13 protein-coding genes are annotated in these 19881 nt (G+C 73.7%); 3 read left to right on the forward strand and 10 right to left on the reverse strand.

Annotated elements, in window-relative coordinates; all coding sequences use genetic code 11:
* Positions 1-84 precede the first annotated feature (84 nt).
* On the forward strand, positions 85-1698 hold the full coding sequence (locus ACSNOG_RS25275; RefSeq protein ID WP_436754997.1) for a glycosyltransferase family 2 protein: 1614 nt from the start codon (positions 85-87) through the stop codon (positions 1696-1698).
* A gap of 98 nt (positions 1699-1796) precedes the next feature.
* Here ACSNOG_RS25275 and ACSNOG_RS25280 read toward each other — a convergent pair whose 3' ends face one another.
* The 6 genes from ACSNOG_RS25280 to ACSNOG_RS25305 all read right to left on the reverse strand — a co-directional run bounded on the left by ACSNOG_RS25280 (position 1797) and on the right by ACSNOG_RS25305 (position 10557).
* Positions 1797-2936 carry a glycosyltransferase gene (locus ACSNOG_RS25280; protein ID WP_436754998.1) on the reverse strand — a complete coding sequence of 380 codons (1140 nt, stop codon included), beginning with the start codon at positions 2934-2936 and terminating at the stop codon, positions 1797-1799.
* A complete protein-coding gene (locus ACSNOG_RS25285; protein WP_436754999.1) occupies positions 2933-5767 on the reverse strand; it encodes a bifunctional glycosyltransferase/CDP-glycerol:glycerophosphate glycerophosphotransferase in 2835 nt (944 codons plus the stop codon). The genes ACSNOG_RS25280 and ACSNOG_RS25285 overlap by 4 nt, the downstream gene beginning before the upstream one ends.
* 2 nt (positions 5768-5769) lie before the next feature.
* Entirely contained in the window at positions 5770-7035 is a 1266-nt protein-coding gene (locus tag ACSNOG_RS25290) for a glycosyltransferase 87 family protein (RefSeq protein WP_436755000.1), read from the reverse strand.
* A gap of 41 nt (positions 7036-7076) precedes the next feature.
* Positions 7077-8486 (reverse strand): hypothetical protein, encoded by a 1410-nt coding sequence (locus ACSNOG_RS25295; RefSeq protein ID WP_436755001.1) that lies wholly within the window; start codon positions 8484-8486, stop codon positions 7077-7079.
* Positions 8487-8576: 90 nt separating this feature from the next.
* Positions 8577-9386 carry a polyprenol monophosphomannose synthase gene (locus ACSNOG_RS25300; protein ID WP_436755002.1) on the reverse strand — a complete coding sequence of 270 codons (810 nt, stop codon included), beginning with the start codon at positions 9384-9386 and terminating at the stop codon, positions 8577-8579.
* Between the two features lie 91 nt (positions 9387-9477).
* Positions 9478-10557, reverse strand: coding sequence for a sugar phosphate nucleotidyltransferase (locus ACSNOG_RS25305; RefSeq protein WP_436755003.1), 1080 nt, complete (start codon positions 10555-10557; stop codon positions 9478-9480).
* Positions 10558-10686: 129 nt separating this feature from the next.
* Here ACSNOG_RS25305 and ACSNOG_RS25310 point away from each other — a divergent pair, with 129 nt between their 5' ends.
* On the forward strand, positions 10687-11205 hold the full coding sequence (locus ACSNOG_RS25310) for a GtrA family protein (protein WP_436755004.1): 519 nt from the start codon (positions 10687-10689) through the stop codon (positions 11203-11205).
* Here the strand turns inward: ACSNOG_RS25310 and ACSNOG_RS25315 are convergent.
* From ACSNOG_RS25315 to ACSNOG_RS25330, 4 genes are all read right to left on the reverse strand, one after another.
* Positions 11133-12350 carry a hypothetical protein gene (locus ACSNOG_RS25315; protein WP_436755005.1) on the reverse strand — a complete coding sequence of 406 codons (1218 nt, stop codon included), beginning with the start codon at positions 12348-12350 and terminating at the stop codon, positions 11133-11135. The genes ACSNOG_RS25310 and ACSNOG_RS25315 overlap by 73 nt on opposite strands.
* A 145-nt stretch (positions 12351-12495) precedes the next feature.
* Positions 12496-17487, reverse strand: coding sequence for an NAD-glutamate dehydrogenase (locus ACSNOG_RS25320; RefSeq protein ID WP_436755006.1), 4992 nt, complete (start codon positions 17485-17487; stop codon positions 12496-12498).
* A 326-nt stretch (positions 17488-17813) separates the two neighbouring features.
* On the reverse strand, positions 17814-18482 hold the full coding sequence (locus ACSNOG_RS25325; RefSeq protein WP_436755007.1) for an HAD family hydrolase: 669 nt from the start codon (positions 18480-18482) through the stop codon (positions 17814-17816).
* Between the two features lie 53 nt (positions 18483-18535).
* Positions 18536-19039, reverse strand: a complete 504-nt coding sequence (locus ACSNOG_RS25330; RefSeq protein ID WP_436755008.1) for a DUF6912 family protein — start codon at positions 19037-19039, stop codon at positions 18536-18538.
* Positions 19040-19338: 299 nt separating this feature from the next.
* On the opposite strand from ACSNOG_RS25330, the gene ACSNOG_RS25335 reads away from it, so the two are divergent.
* Positions 19339-19806: an Rv3235 family protein gene (locus tag ACSNOG_RS25335; protein WP_436755009.1), complete on the forward strand. Its 468-nt coding sequence runs from the start codon at positions 19339-19341 to the stop codon at positions 19804-19806.
* Positions 19807-19881: the final 75 nt, after the last annotated feature.

Here is a 19881-nt window from a genome sequence, read left to right on the forward strand (position 1 = left end):
GGCCGGGCTCCCGCCGGAGACCCGGCCACACCCGGACTTCCCAATGACCCGCTTTATACATATTCATCGGTAAAACTGTCTTTCGTGACAGTGAACGAGAGCGGAACCCTGCCCCCCGCGCAGGTCGGCGTCATCGTCATCGGGTTCAACGACGCCGCCCACATCCGCGACGCCGTCCGCTCCGCACTCGCCCAGGGGCCGGCCGTCGCCGAGGTCATCGCCGTCGACGACGCCTCCACCGACGGCACCGCCGCGATCCTCGACGAGCTGGCCGACAGCGACCCCCGCCTGCGCGTCATCCACCGCGCGGCCAACAGCGGCGGCTGCGGCACCCCCCGCAACGACGGCGTACGGGCCGCCACGGCCCCGTACCTGATGTTCCTCGACAGCGACGACACCCTGCCCGAAGGCGCCGTCGACGCCCTCCTCGGCGCCGCGCTGCGCCACCGCGCCCCCGTGGCGGCGGGTCTGTGCGTGCGCCGCGAACTCCCCCAGCGGCGTGACACCGGCTGGCAGCCCGCCCTCTACCGGCGGGCCGCCGTGCACAGCAGCCCCGAGGCCCGCCCGGCGCTCCTGCGCGACACCCTGTGCGTCAACAAGCTCTACGAGCGGGACTTCCTCGCCGAGCACGGCATCGCCTTCCCCGAAGGCCGCTTCCTCTACGAGGACTTCGTCTTCACGGCCCGGGTGATGGCGGCCGCGCCGCGCGTGGCGACCGTCACCGACACCGTCTACATCTGGCACGTGCGGCGCGACGCCACCGCGCCCTCCCTCTCCCTGGACCGCGAGCGCATCGCCAACTGGCAGGCGCGCGTGGCCGCCCACCGGCGCAGCGTCGACGTCTTCCTCGACGCGGGCAGCAAGCCCCTTGCCCGCGCCGCCCGGGTGAAGTTCCTCGACCACGACCTGCGGATGTACGTGCGCGAACTGCCCCTGCGCAGCGCCGGATACCGGCACGCGTGGTGGCGGGTGACCCGCGGCTACCTCTCCGGCTACGAGGAGGCCGAGCTGAGCGCCGCCCGGCCGCCGGCCCGCTGGATCGCCCGGGTGGTGCTGGCCGCGGAGGCCCCCCGGGACCTGGGACGGCTGGCCCAGCTCGCCGCCCGGCCCGCCCGGCTGCTGCCGCCGTACGCGCAGGACGACGCCGTGCCCGTCTGGGCGGCGGACCTGCCCGGGGCCGCGCTGGACGGCGTCCTCGGACCGGAGGCCGTGCCGCCGCACCACCTGCCGGTGACCGTGGACGCCGAACTGCGCCTTACGGCCCGGCCCCGCGCCCGGCTGCGGCTGCGCGTCCACGACCTCTACGGGCGGCTGGCCACCATCCGGCCGGAGGCCGCGGAGGTCGAGCTGCGCCGCAGGGACGGCGGGCCGGTGCTGCGGCGGGCCGTGCCGCTGACCGACGAGGGCGCGGCGTGGACGGCGCGCGTCGTCCTGCCGCTGTCCGTGCTCGCGGGGCGCGACCGCCGCGACGGCGCGCCCCCGCCGCAGACGTGGGACGTGCGCGTACGGGTGCAGTGCGCGGGCGGGGCCTTCCGCACGACCGTACGGGCCGTGGGCGGCGGCCTCCACCGCGCGGCGCTCCCGAGCCTGCGTCACGGCGTCCTGCTGGCCCGCCCCTACGCCACGGTGAACGGCTCGCTGGCACTGCGCCTGGCCTCGGGCGCCCGCGGCGCATGGTCGGTAACCCGCCGCAGCTAGCCCCACCCCAAAAGGGGCGCGGGGAACTGCGCGACCGGCCACAGTCCACCCGCAGTCGGCCTTCACGCCCATACTCCCCCGCTCCCCCCTGCCATCGCCTACCGCTCGATCTCCTCGAACAGCGCCTCCCACCGGTCGAGCACGTCCGGCAGCCGCAACGGCGCGACGTGCTCGCGCGCAGCGCCCCCGTACCGCTCGCGCAGGGCGCCGTCCCCCATGAGCTCCCCGAGCGCGGCGGCGAAGCCCTCCACGTCGCCGGAGGGCACGAGCGTGCCCGTCCGGCCGTGGCGGACCAGCTCGCGGACGCCGCCCGACAAGTCGAAGCTCACGCAGGGGACGCCGAGTGCGGACGCCTCGGCGAGCGCCATGGGGCGCCCTTCGCGCTCGCTGGTGAGGGCGAGGACGGAAAGCTCGCGGTAGGCGGCGGCCATGTCCCGCACGCTGCCGCGGAAGCGGACCCGCGCGGCGATGCCCAGGCGCTCGGCCCGGGCGCGCAGCTCCGGCTCCTGCGGCCCGTCGCCGAAGAGGTGGAGCTCCCAGCCGGGGTGCGCGGCGGCGGCCTCGGCGAAGGCGTCGAGGAGCCGGTCGAGGCGTTTGACGGGCTCCAGCCGGCCGACCGCTCCCACGCGCCGGGTGTCCAGGGGCGCCCGGCCCTCGGGGGCGAAGGGCAGCGGGTTGGGCAGGACGGCGGCGTTGGGCAGCCGCCGGCGACGGAACTCGGCGGCGTCCTGCTCGCTGAGGAACACCGCCTTCTCGAGGGCCGGGTAGTGCCGCAGGATCAGCTGGAGGTTCTCGGAGGTGCAGGCCTGCTGGAAGGACTCGTGGTACTGCCCGATGCCCTTCAGGTGGGACCGCTCGACCGCCTGCAGCCAGACCGCCGCCCAGGGCGAGCCGATGACGACCATGCCGTCGCGGACGGCGCCGAAGCGGCGGGCCAGCCGCTCCCGCGCCCGTTCCCGTTCCTGCCGCTCGGCGCGCGCCGACCGCAGCCGCGCGGGGCTCAGCCGCTCGGCGAAGGAGGCCGCGCGCCAGGCGGGCGGGGGCGGGGTGCGGTAGAGGGTGGTGCGGCGGTAGGCGGGGTCGGTGTGGAAGGCGTGGGGCTCCGGGCTGGGGCGGATGCCGATGAGCTCGACGCGGTGGCCGCGCTCGGCGAAGCCCTGGGCGAGCGTGTGCAGGACGCGCTGCGAGCCGCCCATGGAGTCGACGTCGATCCCGACGAGGAAGAGGTTGCGCTTCACCGGTCCTCGCCCCCTGTGAGGGCGCCCGCGAAGAACAGGTCCACGACGGTCTCGCTGGACTTCCCCGTCTCGTAGGGGTTGAAGCGCTCCCGGAAGCGGGCGTAGGCCCCGGCCCACTCCTCCTGCACCGCCTTCAGGTCCCGCAGGGCGGCGACGAGCTGGTCGGTCGTGGTGAGCATCGGGCCGGGTGCGATGTCGGGCAGGTCGTAGTAGGTGCCGCGGGCGGTGGCGCGGTAGTGCTCGTAGTCGTCGGTGAGGAAGAGGATCGGGCGGCCGAGGTTGGCGTAGTCGAACATCACCGACGAGTAGTCCGTGAGGAGGACGTCGGAGGCGAGCAGGAGGTCGTTGAGGTCGGGGAAGTCGCGTCCGTCGCGCACGGCGTGGCCGAGCTCGCGGGGGACGGTGTACCGCTCGTAGTAGTGCGGGCGGACGACGATGGTCCATTCCTCGCCGAGGTAGCGCACGAGCTCGGCGAGGTCGGCCCGGACGGATTCGCCGCTGCCGCGCGCGCCGTCGCGGAAGGTGGGGGCGTAGAGCAGGACGCGGCGGCCGTCGGGGATCTGCAGGCGTTCGAGGGTGGCGGCGGCGCGCTCGCGACGGGCGGGGTCGTCCCACAGGACGAGGTCGTCGTTGCGGGGCAGGCCGGTGCGCAGGAGCTCGCCCGTGTACCCGTTGGCGCGGACGAACGTGCGCTCGAACTCCTCGCTGGGGGCGATGAGGGCGTCCCAGCGGTCGATCGTCTCCTGGTGGCGCCGCCGCCGCTCGGGGCCGGCCAGCCGCAGTTCGGGAACGTCGAAGCCCATGTGTTTGAAGGCCTGTCCGTGCCAGGTCTGCAGATAGCGGGTGGCGGGGCGCTTGCCGTAGAGCGTGGGGAAGCCGTGGGAGTCCACCCAGTAGCGGGCGCGGGCGAGGGCGTGGACGTACTCCCAGCTGCCGCGGCGGACCAGCGGGAGCCCTTCGGGGTAGGAGGAGCGGTTGCCGGAGTAGGACCAGACGGCGCGCAGGGGCAGGCCGCGCCGCTGCAGCTCCTCGTGGAGGGCGCGGGGGCTGTCGGCGTAGCCGCGGCCTTCCAGGGCCTCGAAGACGACGAGGTCTTCGTCCACGGGCAGTTTCTGCAGCTCGTGGTAGGTGAGGGCCTTGATGCGGGGGCCGGTGACGCGGCGGGTGAGGCGCTGGACGCCGCGCCGGACGGGCTGCAGCTGCCCGGCGGCGGCCTCGGCCCGGCCGAGGGCGCCGGCGCGCTCCCAGGACAGCTCCAGCCGGCCGGCTCCGTGCCCTTCGCAGGCCACGCGCACGGTGTGGGCGGCGAGGGGGCCGCGCTGGGGGATCCTCGCCCGCAGCGCGGTGAGGCCCGCGGGGGCCAGCAGCGGGTCGGTGCGGGTGAGGCCGAGGCGTTCGAGGACGACGACGGGGTGTCTGCGGCCGCGGAAGCCCTTGGGGCCGTGGGGGATGCGGCGCAGGTCCAGGACGGCCTCGGCGGTGCGGTAGGCGAAGCGGCCGCCCTCGCCGGGCGTGGCGGGGTCGTACACGAAGGGTGCGGCCAGCGGCTCGCCGGTGGTGGCGATGCGCAGCTCGGCGCCGACCGGGCTCGGAGCGGTGAGCAGCAGGGCCGGGTCGTAGGTGCGCAGCCGGATCCTCAGGAGCGGCCCTTCGGGGAGGACTTCGGTCACTTCGTGGCGCAGGGGGCCGGCGGTGAAGGGCTGGTCGTCCAGGCGCCAGGCGGTGATGTCGAGTCCGGCGGCCTCCTCGGCGTTGAGCGGCAGGGCCAGGCCCCAGTAGGTGCGGCCGGCTTCGCGGACGACGTGGCGGGGGGCGAGCCGGGGCCGGTCGAGGGTGCGGGCGCACTCGGCGGCTTCCTCGTAGCGCCCGGCGCACAGCAGGAACTGGCAGATCTGCTGTTCGCGGGGCATCGCGGCGAGGGCCTCGGGGGCGATCTCCGCCAGGTACGGCTTCACGGCGGCGGCGAAGCCGGCGATCCACTCGGGGTCGCGGAAGGGCAGGTCGCCGAGGTAGAGGCGGAAGTCGTGGCGGAGGAACTTCTCGTCCTTCGCGGGCCGCAGGGCGGCGTTGCCCGATTCCTCGAGGAAGGCGTCGATGAGCCGGGCGGCCTTGATGCGGTCGACGGCGTTGCGCAGCTTGTGGCGGCTGGAGGAGATGGAGAGCGTGGCGGGGTCGGCCGCGAGCCGCCAGGTGTAGACGGGCCAGGGGACGACGGCGAAGGTGCGGGCGAGGGTGAGGGCGCGGGCGGTGAAGAGCTGGTCCTCGTAGTGCATGTCCTCCGGGAAGCGGAGGCCGTGGCGGGCGAGGAAGTCCGCGCGGTAGAGCTTGTTGGTGGAGAGGTGGTCGAGGAAGAACTCGGGTGCGGAGCGGATGCCGTGCACCACGCGCACGTCCCCGAAGAGCTCGGGGTACCACAGGCCGGTGGTGCCGGTCTCCTCGAAGAGCCGCGTGACCTCGCCGGTGACGAGGTCGGCGCCGGTCTCCTCGGCGGTGAGCAGCAGGGATTTGCAGGCGTGGTAGGGCAGTTCGTCGTCACTGTCGAGGAACATGAGGTGGGGGGCGCGGGCCGCGTCGATCCCGGCGTTGCGCGGGGCGCCGCAGCCGCCGCTGTTGACGGGCAGCCGGATGAGCCGCGCCCGGGGATCGGCTGTGGTGAGGCGCTCGGCGGCCGCGAAGGTGCCGTCCGTCGAGCAGTCGTCGACGATGATCAGTTCGAGGTTGCGCAGGGACTGGGCGAGGACCGAGCGCACGGCGCGCGGCAGGCGGTCGGCGTCGTTGTGGACGATCACGACGACGCTGACGTCGGGGCCGGGGGCGGGCGTGCGGTTCACGGTCACCTCGTCTCGGTGCGGTCCGGCGCATCGCGGGCACGCTCGGGCGGCCCGCCATCCGCGCGGACGGATTCGCGATTACTCAAAGCGTAGACGCGAGCACTGACAGTCACCTCCCGCGAGGGGTCCGAGCGGGTGCGCCAGGCGTGCAGGGCCAGGGCCGCGGTCACGCCGGTGATCAGGACGACGTCGCGGAAGGCGTGCCTGCGGGCCGTCTCCAGGTGCGGCCACGAGACCCCGGCGACCTCCGGCAGCAGCGGCAGCCACAGCCACACCGAGCGCGCCGCGGCGGCGCGCACCACCAGCGACGCGGCGAGCGAGGGCAGCACCACGAGCATGTAGTGCTGGAACGAGGGCCTGGACACCAAAAACGCCGCGAGCATCAGCAGCGACGCGCACTCCACCAGCCGCAGGGCGGGATCGCCGCCGGACCGCCACCGCCACCGGGCGCACAGCAGCACCGCGAGCGCGGCGGCGGCCGCGAGCGCGAGGGCCAGGGGCTGCGGCACTCCGAGCCGCGGCAGCACCGACGGCCAGGCGGCGTCGAACGGGCGGGCGTACGCGTCCTGGCCGTGCAGCAGGAACGGCAGCGTCCGGGTGAAGAACAGCCCGGGCCGCGGCATGGCCAGGGCCGCCGCCAGGGAGACCGCGGCGGGGACGCCCACGGCCCAGGCCAGCGCCCGCCACCGCCGGGCGAGCACGAACAGCAGGAGCAGCGGCACGAGCATCGGCTTCAGCGCTATCGCCGCTCCCACCACGGCTCCGGCCGCGCACCAGCGCCCGTGACGGGCGAGCAGCAGGGCGGCGGGGAAGGCGACGGCGGACAGGGCCGTCCAGTTGCCGAGGTAGACGACGCCGTGGAAGGGCTCGAAGACGCCGAGCGCCGCGACGACGCCCGCCGCGAGGCGGCTGTCGGCCCGCACCCCGAAGATCCGCAGGGCGAGCGCCACCCCGGCGAGGACGAACAGCGCGGTGGCGACGGGCACCGCCCTCGCCAGCGCTTCGTTGCCGAAAACGGTCTCGGGGACCGCGGTGAACACCCCGCCCGGCAGATAGAGGAACCGTTTGTCCGCGTACGGCGACCCGCCGTCGAGCAGCGCCCTGGCCGCCCGCACGACAACCGCGTTGTCTATCCCCGGCATCCGCGCCCCCTGCACCACGCGCACGACGTCCAGCGCGAGCACCAGCAGCGCGGCGAGCAGCACCGGCCACGGCGCCCGCCCCCGCAGCCACCGCCCGAGGGCGTCGGGGCGACTCGCAGCGCTCACGGGGCTCGCGGGGCTCACGGGGGTCGCAGGGCCTCTCGGGCTCACGGCGTGACCTCGGCGAGGACGAAGCCGGCCGGGCCCGGGACGGTCCGGCGCAGGGCGGGATCCCCCTCGGCCAGGCCCGGGCCACCGTTCTTCTGCAGGACCCAGCGCACGCGGTACTCCTTGAGGATGGCGAGCCGCTCGGCCCGGGGGGCTGCCGGGGCGAAGTAGCGGCGTGTGGCGGCGCGGCGTCGTGCCGCGTCGGGAAGGAAGACGTCGGGATAGGCGGGGGCGACGGTGTACGGCCCGTAGGCGGGCAGCATCCGCAGCGCGTAGTAGTTGTCGGTCATCACCGTCTGCCCTGCGGGCACTTCCCGCGCCGCCCAGGTGAACGACGGCCAGAGGGCGACGGTGTGGAGGTGGCGCAGGACGGGCGGCAGGGCCTGGGGGCGCAGGACGTACGTGAGCACCCCCGCTTGCGTCCACGCGCCCGCCAACAGGGCGACGCCCGTCAGGGGGAGCAGCACCGCCCGGGTGCGGCGGCCGCCGGTGACCGCCTCCAGGGCGAGGGCGAGCTGGGCGGGGACGAGGACGGCCGGCAGGATCCGGCCCCACGCCTGATGGCCGCTCAGGCCGCCGGCCGCGAAGACGGCAAGCCCCAGCAGGAAGAAGATCACCAGCGGGTCGCGGCGGTCGCGGCGGGCCCGCAGCACGAGCGCGGCCGCGCCGAGGCCGGTCAGGCAGAACTTCGTCGGGAGGTGGTCGTAGAGCGGCCGGTGGATGGCGTCCAGGCCGCCCGTCCCGAGCAGGGAGAAGAACGCGTAGTACGGCCAGCAGGCGAGCACCGCCGCGGCCAGGGCGCACGCGGCGGCCGCCCGCAGCCACACCGCCCGGCCGGGCCACGGGCGCGCGCCGAGCATCACCGCGGCGGCCCCGAGCACCGCGACGGCGCCCGTGAACTGATGGGTGAGCAGGGTCGCGGCGAGCAGCAGCCCGAGCCCCAGGAAGGCCGCGGTCCCCCGGTCGGCGGCCGGGGCGCGCCGCAGCAGCGCCCACAGGTGGAAGGCCATGCCGAAGGCGAAGGTGCTCGGATAGGCGAGAGTGAGCGAGATCGAGGTGAGCCCCAGGACACCGCTCCAGGCGAAAAGCCTCACTCCGTACAGCAGGAGCAGGCACAGCACCGCCAGCAGCACCGCTGTCCTGCTGCGCGTGAACGTCCGCACGAAGGCGTGGACACCGGTGCCGAGGAGGGCGAGGGCCGCGAGCGCTCCCAGGCGCAGCACGGTGAAGGTGCCCCAGCCGGTGGCCGATCCGGTGAGGGCGAGCAGGAGCGTCCACGGTGAGTAGTAGGGGCTCGGGGTCCGGGCGTCGACCAGGGGGTTGCCGGGGTGGAGGGGGTCGGCGCGCAGCCGTTCGAGGACGGCGGCGTGCATGCCGAGGTCGCCGGACCAGGGCAGCCGTACGGTCATCAGCAGCAGGAGGACGGCCAGCAGCAGGACGGCGGCGGCAGCGGGCAGGCGGGCCGCTGCCGTGCGGGAGGGGCGGGCGGGCCCGCCCGCTCAGCGGGGACGACGGCCGGAAGCACGGGCCGACCTCGTGCGCAGCCGCCACGGCATGACCACCGATTCGAGCTGGACGGCCAGGTTCATCTTCGACTCGCCGGCGGTGCGGTCCTCGAAGTGGATGGGCACCTCCATGACGGTGTGCCCGGCCTTCAGCGCGCGGTACTTCATCTCCACCTGGAAGCTGTAGCCGGCGCTGTCGACGGTCTCCAGGTCGATGGCGTTCAGGGCGGCGGCGGACCAGAGGTTGAAGCCGCCGGTGATGTCCCGGACGCGGGTGCCCAGGATCGTGCCGGCATAGACGTTGGCCCAGCGGGAGAGGGCCTTTCTGTGAGCGCCCCACGCGTCGGAGAGAGAGCCGCCGGGCACGTAGCGGCTGCCGACGACGACGTCGGCGCCGGTGGCGAGGGCGACCCCGAGCAGCTCGGGGACCTTCTCCGCGGGGTGGCTTCCGTCGGCGTCCATCTGCAGGACGTAGGAGGCGCCTTCGGCGACGGCCCGGGTCATGCCGGCGGCGTAGGCGCGGCCGAGCCCGTCCTTGGCAGTGCGGTGCAGGACGCCCATCCGGGTCCGGCCGGGTTCGTTGTACTTCTCGGCCAGCTGTTCGGCGATGGCCCCGGTGCCGTCGGGGCTGCTGTCGTCGACGACCAGCAGCCGCAGGCCTTCGAGCGGCAGGGCCATGAGCGCCTCCGCCATGGTGGCCAGGTTCGCCGCCTCGTTGTAGGTGGGCATGACGACGGTCGTCGCGGTGCTGCCCCATTCGGCGGGCAGCGGGGGCGACGCGGCGGGGGTGCGGGGTGCGCTCATGGGCTCGGTCCTCGTGGGTTCGTCGGCAAGGGAACTGCAGGGGGACTGCGAGGTGCGGGGACTGCGGGGACTGCGGGGGGCCGGACCGGCGTCAGGCGGCGGAGAAGCGGATGGCCGCGTCGGGGATGACCGTGCCGCACCAGACGCGGGCGCCGTCGCACAGTTCGTTGTCGGCGCCGACCTCCGCGCGGTCGCCGATCACCACGCCGTCGAGGGCGGTGCGCGGGCCGATCCGTGCGTCCCGGCCGATCATGCTGGCGCGGATCCGGGTACCGGCCGCGATGTGCGCGCCGTCCAGCACGACGGATCCGTCGACGTCCGCACCGGCCTCGACGTGCGCACCGGCGCCGATGACGGTCCCGCCGGACAGGCGGGCCCCCGCCTCGACGCGGGCGCCGGGCAGCACCAGGTGCTCGCCCGGTTCGCCGGGGACGGCGGGCGAGCGGACGACCCCGCGGACGAGGTCGGCCGACGCCTGGACGAAGGAGGCGGGGCGGCCGAGGTCCAGCCAGTACGAGGCGTCGGCCACGCCGTGCAGCAGCGCCCCGGAGGCCAGCAGGCCGGGGAAGGTCTCGCGCTCGACGGAGACCGGGCGGTCGGCGGGGATGGAGTCGATGACGTCGCGGCGGAAGACGTAGACGCCGGCGTTGATCTGGTCGGTGACGATCTCCTCGGGCCGGCCGGGCTTCTCGGTGAAGGCCAGGACGCGCCCGTCGGTGTCGGTGGTGACGAGACCGAAGGCCCGGGGGTCGGCCACTCTGGTCAGGTGCAGGGTGACGTCCGCCCGGGCCCGTTCGTGGCGGCGCAGCAGGCCCCGGATGTCCAGTCCGGTGAGGACGTCGCCGTTGAAGACGAGGACGGGGCCGCGGGGGCCGGTGGTGAGGGCGTTTGCGGCGCTGCGGATGGCACCGCCGGTGCCGAGCGGCTCCTTCTCGGTGACGTACGTCAGGCGCAGGCCGTGGGCGGAGCCGTCACCGAAGTAGGGCTCGAAGACCTCGGCGAGGTAGGAGGTGGCGAGGACGACATGGCCGACGCCGGCCGCCCGGGCGCGGGCCAGCTGGTGGGCGATGAAGGGCACCCCGGCGGCCGGGACCATCGGCTTCGGCGTGTTCAGGGTGAGCGGCCGGAGCCGGGTCCCCTTGCCGCCGACGAGCAGTACCGCCTCTGTCATGCCACTGTCCTCGCCGTCATCTTTGCACTGTGTCAGTTTTTGCGGCAATTTACACTACAATCAGTTCTCTGCGGCAAATGTCTGCTTTGTGTGGCGACCATACCGGGACGACCGTAATGGGAGAGGCCCTTGCGACCCTTGCGACCAGCGGCGACGTCGGGGCTCGCGGCCCTCGGCCGGGAATTCGCCAAGTTCGGCGCCGTCGGCGGCCTCGGCATCGTCGTCAACCTCGCGGTCTTCAACCTCTGCCGCACGGTCACCGGCCTCCCGGTGGTGCGCTGCAGCGTGATCGCGACCCTGGTCGCCATCGCCTTCAACTACCTGGGCCTGCGCCACTTCGCCTACCGCGACCGCGACAGGAGCCGCCGCGGCCGCCAGGTCGCCCTCTTCGCCGCCTTCAGCGCCATCGGGCTGGTCATCGAGAACGGGGTGCTCTACGCGGCCACGTACACCTTCGGCTGGGACACCCCGTTCCAGAACAACCTCTTCAAGTTCCTGGGCATCGGCGCCGCCACGCTCTTCCGCTTCTGGTCCTACCGCGCGTGGGTGTTCCGGACCCTGATGCCCGGCACCCCTCACGGCGACCCCGCGAACAGCACCAGCAACCCCGCCGCGTACCACCCCGAGACCACCGCACCCCCGCCGTAGAGACACACCCTCACCCCAAGCGGAGCACGCGCGAGCGGCCTGGCCGCCAACAACAGCAGAACCGGCAGGAACGGCAGCATGAAGCGCGGCTTGGACAGCGGCGAACCCGGCGTCCCCACCATCAGCACCCACGCCCCGGCGACCGCCACCACCAGCTGCCACGGCACCTTCCGGTCCCGCGCCAGGGCCAGCACCCCGATCGCCCCCAGCACCACCACCGCGATCACCGCGGCGGACTGCAGGTCGCCCGCACGGCCCGCGTGCCGGTAGAGCAGCATCCCCTTCAGCACGTGCGCGGTGCCCACGCCGAAGTCGAAGGACTGGCCCCACGCCCGCTCCGCCTCGAACCAGCCGTCCACCCGGCCCACCTTGCTCCCCAGGTACAGCCAGCTCCCCAGCAGCCCCAGGGGCGCCGTCAGCAGCGCCACCCAGGCGCGCCAGTCGCCCCGCCGCCGCACCAGCTCCCAGCCGGCGGCCAGCACCACCGTGCCGACCAGCACCGTGGCGCTCGGCCGCACCGTCCCGGCCACGACGCACAGCGCGGCCGCCGTCAGCCAGCGCCGCGCCAGTATGGCCACCAGCGCCCAGATCAGGGCCGCGCTGAACACGCCCTCCGAGTACGGCACCCACAGCGCGAACGCGTACGGCGAGCAGGCCCACAGCGCCACGCACGCGTACCCGGCGCCCGGTCTGCCGCCGACGGCGCGCACGAGCCGGAACACCCCCGCGGCGGCCACCGCCGCACCCGTCCACGCCACCACCACCCCGGCCCACACCACGGGCAGCCCCGTCACCAGCCGCACCACCCGGATCAGCCCGGGCACCAGGGGGAAGAACGCGAGCCTGCTGAACTTCGGCTCGCCGTCCGGACCGTAGGGGATCGCACCCGGATAGCCGTGCTCGGCGATGTGCAGGTAATTGCCGCTGTCCCACCGGTGCAGCAACGCCTCCGGGCCCCGCCCGAGGTGGCGGCTCACCAGCAGGAGCACCGCGAAGCCGACCGCCGACACCGCCAGGTAGAGGGCCGCCGCGCGGGCGGCCTCGTAGCGCGGGGGCGCGGGCGCCGGGGGTGGTGCGGCGCGGCGCGCGCCGACGGGCAGGGCATCGGGGGAGGGCCCGGACGTCAACCGGGAAACGGCCTTCATCCGTCCCTCATAGCACGGCAAAAGGACGACCCCGGGGGATTTGTCCCCAGGGCCGTCCCTTGTTCACTCCGGCGTCAGCCGTGCGTCAATTCACCGCGGCGCACGGCCCGGGCGAGCCGCCCGGGCGCGCGCTCCGGCACACCGCTCAGCTGTGCGTGCGCAGCAGCGTGCGCATCGTCCGCATGGCCACCGACAGGTTGGCCAGGTCGAACGCGTCCGAGCCGTGGATCTCGTCGAGCGTGCTGCGCGCCCGGCTCAGGATCGCCGCGTTCTTCTCCTCCCAGGCCTGGAAGCGCTGCTCCGGCGTCGAGGAGCCGTTGCCCACCGAGAGGATGTCGGCCGTCAGCGCCGCGTGGGCCGCGTACAGATCCTCGCGGATGGAGGCGCGGGCCATGGACTGCCAGCGGTCCGCGCGCGGCAGCTCGATGATCCGGTCCATCAGCTGGGTGATGTGCAGCCGGTCCCCGAGGTCGTAGTAGACCTCGGCCACGTCCAGCGGCTCCTTGCCGGTGCGGTCGGCGACCGCGACGACGTCCAGCGCCGGGAAGACGGAGGAGAAGCCCGCCACGCGCACGGCCAGCTCGTCCGGCACGCCGGCCTCCACCAGCTCGTCCCGGATGGACTGCCACCATTCCATGTCGGCGCCCTTGAGCAGCTTGGGCAGCTCCGCCCAGACCGTCGCCACGCCGTCGTGGAAGAACTCGATCGTCCCGGCCAGCTCCAGCGGCTGCGGCCGGTTGTTGAGCAGCCAGCGGGTGCCGCGCTCGACCAGGCGCCGCGAGTGCAGCCGGATGCGGGTCTGCACATCGGCCGCGACCACGTTGTCCAGGCCCTCGACGGCGTCCCACACGGAGCCCAGCTCGAAGATGGCGCGGGCGGCGGTCTGCGCCCGGACGATCTCCTCCAGCGAGGCGCCGGTCTCCTCCCGCAGGCGGTGCAGGAAGGTCGAGCCGCCGCTGTTGACGGTGTCGTTGACCAGGACGGTGGTGATGATCTCCCGGCTCAGGGCGTGGGCGTCGACCTGCTCGGCGAAGCCGGTGCGCAGCGCCTGCGGGAAGTAGGCGTGCAGCAGCCGCTCGAGGTACGGGTCGTCGGGCAGCCCGGTGGCCAGCAGCTCCTCGGCCGTGGTGATCTTGATGTAGGCGAGGAGGACGGCCAGCTCCGGCTGGGTCAGCCCGCGGCCCGCGGAGAGCCGCTCGCGGATCTGCCGGTCGTTGGGCAGGAACTCCAGGGCCCGGTCGAGGTGGCCGTCGCGGCCGAGGCGGCGCATGATCCGCTGGTGGGCGTGGAGGAGGCTGGGGGCCTGCTCCACGGCGTTGGCCAGGGCCACGTTCTGCGCGTAGTTGTTGCGCAGGACCAGCTCGCCGACCTCGTCGGTCATCTCGGCGAGGAGCTTGTTGCGCTGCTTGACGGTCATGTCGCCGTCGATGACGAGCGCGTTGAGCAGGATCTTGATGTTCACCTCGTGGTCGGAGGTGTCCACGCCCGCGCTGTTGTCGATGGCGTCGGTGTTGATCCGGCCGCCGTTCGAGGCGAACTCGATCCGGCCGAGCTGGGTCAGGCCCAGGTTGCCGCCCTCGCCGACGACCTTGACGCGCAGGTCCTGGCCGTCCACGCGGATGGCGTCGTTGGCCTTGTCGCCGACGTCCGCGTGGGACTCGGTGGAGGCCTTGACGTACGTGCCGATGCCGCCGTTCCACAGCAGGTCGACCTGGGCGCGCAGGATCGCCTTCATCAGCTCGGCGGGGGTCATCTTGGTGACGCCCGCCTCGATGCCCAGGGCCTGGCGCACGTGCGCGTTGACCGGGATCGACTTGGCGGTGCGCGGGTGGATGCCGCCGCCCTGGGAGAGCAGCTCGGTGTTGTAGTCCGCCCAGGACGAGCGGGGCAGCTCGAACAGGCGGCGCCGCTCGGCGTACGAGACGGCCGCGTCCGGGGTCGGGTCGATGAAGATGTGGCGGTGGTCGAAGGCGGCCACCAGGCGGATGTGCTCGGAGAGCAGCATGCCGTTGCCGAAGACGTCACCGGACATGTCGCCGACGCCGACGACCGTGAAGTCCTGCGTCTGGGTGTTGTGGCCCAGCTCGCGGAAGTGGCGCTTGACCGACTCCCAGGCGCCGCGGGCGGTGATGCCCATGCCCTTGTGGTCGTAGCCCGCGGAGCCGCCGGAGGCGAAGGCGTCGCCGAGCCAGAAGCCGTAGGACTGGGCGACCTCGTTGGCGATGTCGGAGAACGTCGCGGTGCCCTTGTCGGCGGCGACGACGAGGTAGGTGTCGTCCTCGTCGTGGCGGACGACGTCCTTCGGGGGCACGACCTCGCCGCCGACCATGTTGTCGGTGATGTCGAGGAGGCCGGAGATGAAGGTCTTGTACGAGGCGATGCCCTCGGCCAGCCACGCGTCGCGGTCCACCGACGGGTCGGGCAGGCGCTTGCCGACGAAGCCGCCCTTGGCGCCCACCGGCACGATGACGGTGTTCTTCACCATCTGGGCCTTGACCAGGCCGAGGATCTCGGTGCGGAAGTCCTCGCGCCGGTCGGACCAGCGCAGACCGCCGCGCGCGACCTTGCCGAAGCGCAGGTGCACGCCCTCCACCCGCGGCGAGTACACCCAGATCTCGAAGGCCGGGCGGGGCGCCGGCAGCTCGGGGATGGCCTGCGGGTCGAGCTTGAGGGACAGGTAGGGGCGCGGCGTGCCGTCGGCGTTGCGCTGGAAGTGGTTGGTGCGCAGCGTGGCCTTGATGACCGTGAGGAAGGCCCGCAGGATGCGGTCCTCGTCCAGGCTGGCGACCTGGTCCAGGGCGCCGTCCAGCTCCTCCAGCAGGCCGTCGATGAGCTCGTTGCCGGCGCGCTGGAGCGCGGGCGACATCCGGGCCTCGAAGAGGTTGACCAGCAGGCGGGTGGTGTGGACGTTGTTGCTGAGGGTGTCCTCCATGTACGCCTGGCTGAACGGCCAGGCGGCCTGCCGGAGGTACTTGGCGTAGGCGCGCAGCACCATGGCCTGCCGCCAGTCCAGGCCGGCGCGCAGCACCAGGTTGTTGAAGTTGTCGTTCTCCGCGGCGCCGGTCCACACGGCCGCGAAGGCCTCCTGGAAGCGGATGCGGGCGTCGTCGCCCTCGATCCGCTCGGGCATCCGCAGACCGAAGTCGTAGATCCAGGCGGTGGTGCGGTCCGAGCAGCGCAGCTCGTACGGGCGCTCGTCGACGACCTCGACGCCGAGGCGGTGGAGCACCGGCAGCACGGCGGACAGCGAGACCGGCTCGCCCGTGCGGTAGATCTTGAAGCGGCGCTCGCCGGGGCCCGCGCCGACCGGCTCGTAGAGGCTGAGCTCGAAGTCGCGGTCGCCTCCGGCGACGGTGAGCTTCTCCAGGTGGCCGAGGTCGGAGACGGCGCTGCGGGGGCTGTGGTCGGCCTTGTAGCCCTCGGGGAAGGCCTGGCCGTAGCGGCGCAGCAGCTCGGCGGCGCGCTCCTCGCCGACCTCGGCGGTCAGCGTCTCGGCGAAGCCGTCCGCCCAGGAGCGGGCGGCCTCGACCAGACGGGCCTCGATGCGGTCGGCGTCGGCGTCGGTGAGCTCGCGCAGGGTCGCGCCCGTCTCGACGCGGACGACGAAGTGCAGCCGGGAGAGGACCGACTCGGTGTTCCAGGCGGTGAAGTCGACGCTGGAGCCGCCGAGCTCCTCCTTGAGGATGTCGATCAGGCGCAGCCGCACGCCGGTGGTGTAGCGGTCGCGCGGGAGGTAGACCAGCGCCGAGTAGTAGCGCCCGTACTCCTCCTGGCGCAGGTACAGCCGCAGCCGGCGGCGCTCCTGGAGGTAGAGCACGCTGGTGGCGATGGAGCGCAGCTGGTCGGACGAGATCTGGAAGAGCTCGTCGCGCGGGTAGGTCTCCAGGATCTGCAGGAGGTCGCGGCCGTCGTGGCTGTCGGGCGTGAAGCCGGCGTCGGCGAGGACCTGCTGGACCTTGCGGCGGACGACGGGCACGCGGCGCACGGACTCGGTGTACGCGGCGGAGGAGAACAGGCCGAGGAAGCGGCGCTCGCCGATCACGTTGCCGTCGGCGTCGAACTTCTTCACCCCGACGTAGTCAAGGTAGGAGGGGCGGTGGACCGTGGCGCGGCTGTTGGCCTTGGTGAGGACGAGCAGCTTGTGCTCGCGGGCCTTGGCGCGGGCGTCGGCCGGCAGCCGGTTGAAGGAGGGGGACGCCGGGCGCGGCAGGTGCGAGTGCGGGCCGCCCGCGCGCTGCTTCTCGTCGTGGTGGGGGTCGGAGCGCAGGATGCCGAGGCCGGTGCCGGGGACGGCGCTGAGCACGTCCTCCTCGCCGCCGTCGGCGGCGACCTTCGTCAGCTCGTACTCGCGGTAGCCGAGGAAGGTGAAGTGGTCCGCGGCCAGCCAGCGCAGCAGTTCGCCGGCCTCGGTGGTGTCCGAGGGGGCGACGTCGCCGGGGAGGGGCTCGCCGGGCAGGTCGTCGGCGATGCGCAGCGCGGCGTCGCGCATCTTGGACCAGTCCTCGACGGCCTCGCGGACGTCGGACAGGACGCGCAGCAGGTCGGCGGTGATCTGCTTGAGGTCGCCGCGGTCGGTCTCGCGGTCGATCTCGACGTGGATCCAGGACTCGGTGAGGGCGTCGTGCGGCAGGACGGCGTCCTTGCCGCTGCCGTGGGCTTCGCAGTTGGAGCCGAGGACCTCCAGCAGGCGGCCGGTGACGTCACGGCGCACGATGACCTGCGGGTGGATCACGACGTGGATGCCGCGGCCCTGGCGGGAGAGCTCGTTGGTGACCGAGTCGACCAGGAAGGGCATGTCGTCGGTGACGACCTCGACGACGGAGTGGCTGCACGTCCAGCCGTTCTCCTCGACGGTCGGGGTGTGCACCCGGACGTTGGCCGTGCCCTGCGGACGGTTCTCGGCGAGGCGGTAGTGCGAGACCGCGGCGCCGTAGACGTCGACCGGGTCGCGGCCCGTGAGGTCCTCCGGCGCCGTGTGCAGGTAGTAGCGCTGGAGGTACGCGGTCAGGGTCTCCCGGTCGAGTCCCGCCTCGTCCTTCGGCCCGGTCGGTTCTTGCCCCCCGGCAGGGCTGTTCTCAGCGACGCGGGCCGCCCTCTCGAGCAGCTCTGCCTTGGCTTCGTCCAGCTTGGTCTGCATGTCCTCTGGCTCCTGTCGCGCGCCGTTGCGTGACATAGGTGGTGAAGGCATCACGCCGCGACGCGGGGTCTCCGGTCGTCTTCGACGGTATGCCGGAATGAGGGATGACCGGAGCGATCCGGGCCGATTCGGCCGATTGCGCTCCGCCCGGGCGACCAGCGGCTTCCCGGGTGCCGTGGCACTCCGGGCGCAGGACAGGGGCGCCGTCGCCCCCGCTGGATATCGCGCTGATCACCCCGTAAGGCTATCGCTCTTCCCCCGGGAGGCGTCACCGGCGGTTTGTGTACAAAACCCGGGCCGCATCTTTGACGATATGGACAGCGCGGTCAGCCGGTCAGACGCTCCGCCTCCGCGACGGCCTCCACCAGCGTGTCGACGACGGGCACTCCGGCTCCGGTGAGCCCGGCCCGGTCGTGCGAGCCGCCCGTGTAGAGCACGGCGTGCGCGCCCACGTGGGCGGCCGCCACCGCGTCGTCGAGGGCGTCGCCGATGACGACCGTGCGCGCCGCGGGTATGCCCTCGGCCGCCAGGCCGGCGATGTGGCGGGCCATGTGCTCGGCCTTGCTGCCGCCGGAGGGGCCCGTGCGGCCGTCGACGCGGAGGAATCTGTGCTCGATGCCGAAGGTGCGCACCAGCGGCAGGAGGTTCTCGTGCCCGTACATCGACATGATCGACTGGGTGCCGCCACCGTCCTGCCAGTGCTCCAGCAGTTTCTCGGCGCCCTCCGCCAGGCCGCAGCGCAGGTGGTGGTCGTGGTAGTGCCGCTGGAAGGCCCCGTCCATGTGCTCCCACTCGGCGGCGGTGGGGAGGCGGCCCATCAGCCGCTCGTAGAAGCGCGGGATGGGGACGCAGTACAGCGCGCGGTAGCGCTCCAGCGTGATCGACTCCAGGCCGATCTCGGCGAAGGCGGCGTTCGTCGCCGTTATCACCGCGTCGACGTCGTGAAAGAGCGTGCCGTTCCAGTCCCACACGATGTGGGCCGCGTGCTTCCCCATGGGAAAACTGTACGGGGCGGCTGTGACAACGCCGCCCCGGGACCGCAGCGCCCCTAGATCAGGTTGGGGATCTCCTGCACGCCGAACCACATGAGCTCGTGGTCCTCCGCCCCGTCGACCGTGAACTGCGCGTCGTCGTCACCGCGGTCCGCGGCGCCCAGCGCTGCGGCGGCCGCCGCGACGTCCTCCTCGGCGTCGCCGGAGTCGACGTGCACGGCCGCGGCCTTGGCCAGCGGCACCGCCTCCGAGAGCCGCACCTCGCCGTAGGCGGACTGGTCCAGCCCGCGCTCGGGGTCGGTGGTCACGGCGCCCTCGGGCACGTCGACGGCGACGACCACGCGGCGGCGGGCCGCGTCCGGGTCGGCGGCGAGCAGGCGCAGGGAGCCCTGGGCGGCCCGGCCCAGGGCCGCGTACTCCAGCTCCTCGACGTCGTCGGAGCGGTACCACTCGCGCAGGGCCGGGGTGATGGCGAAGGCGTCCAGCGGGGCCGGGCCCAGCACTCCCGCCTTGTGCGCCTCGGCGAGACCGGGGAGGGTCAAGGGGACGTAGACGCGCATGACCGCCGCTTTCCTTCGATCCTGGGGACGTTTCGGTTGTGAGGTCAGCATACGGGCGCGGGTCCCCCTTCGAAGTGCAGGTGAGCCGCCCGCGGGCGGCCCCGCGGTCCCGTGGGTCGCGCCGTGAGCCGCCCGGCCGCCCCGCACCGGCCCCGGGTCGCCCGGATAGGTGAATCGCACGCGGCCGGCGCGGGCCGCGGCCCCGTCCTTGCCGCCCTGCGCCACCGCCTAGAAGATCACCCGACGAAAGCTACCGCCCGGTAATCCACCGGGCCCGGCACCACGAGGGGGCGGCCAGCATGAGGACCGGCATCAACAGGACCACCGGCAACAGGACGGCTGCCCGCACCGGCAGGCCCGCCGCCCGGACCGCGCCCGCGCGGCGCACCGACTCCCGGCGCCCCGCCCCCGACCCCGCCGCGCGCCGCCGCGAACGCGAGCGCCTGCCGCGCTACTGGTTCGCCGAACGGCTCCTGCTCACCCTCAGCGGACAGCGCCCGGTCCACTGGATGCTCGGCCACACCCTCGGCGCCGCCTACGACCAGCTGGCCGCCCTCGCGCCCTACGCGCCCCTGCTGCCCGCCCCGCCGGGCCGCAGCCCCGCCGTCAAGCACTGCGACGAGTTCCGGCCCTCCCCCGGCGTCATCGAGGCCTTCGCCCGGATCGTCTCCGGCGACCGGCTGCTCGCCCTCGCCTTCCGCCTGGAGCGCTGCACCGACCAGCGCTGGCGCTGCTCGGCCGTGGAGCTCGGCGGCACCCGCCGCTGACACGCGCGAGGCGGGGGGGGCAGCAGGGGCGCGTAGGGCGCGAGGGCGGCCAGCTGGTCGTAGGCGGCGCCGAGG

Source organism: Streptomyces sp. URMC 124 (assembly GCF_051386455.1).
Taxonomy (GTDB): domain Bacteria; phylum Actinomycetota; class Actinomycetes; order Streptomycetales; family Streptomycetaceae; genus Streptomyces.